Raw genomic sequence first — 220 nt, 5'->3', positions numbered from 1 at the left:
CACGTTGTGCACACGCATAATGCTCATTACCTAAAATTTCAGGTGTTAAAATTCTAGAAGTAGAATCTAATGGATCTACCGCTGGGTAAATACCTAACTCAGCAATTTTACGAGATAATACTGTAGTAGCATCTAAGTGAGCAAACGTTGTTGCAGGAGCTGGATCTGTTAAATCATCTGCAGGTACGTAAACCGCTTGTACAGATGTAATAGAACCTTT

1 pseudogene is annotated in these 220 nt (G+C 38.6%); it reads right to left on the bottom strand.

Annotated elements, in window-relative coordinates:
* Positions 1-220 (bottom strand): annotated as a pseudogene (locus FUA24_RS02920) (F0F1 ATP synthase subunit beta); the annotation flags it as partial.

The organism is Seonamhaeicola marinus (assembly GCF_008085455.1).
Note: the sequence above shows the minus strand (reverse complement) of the source record. Positions and strands in the feature narration are given on the sequence as shown.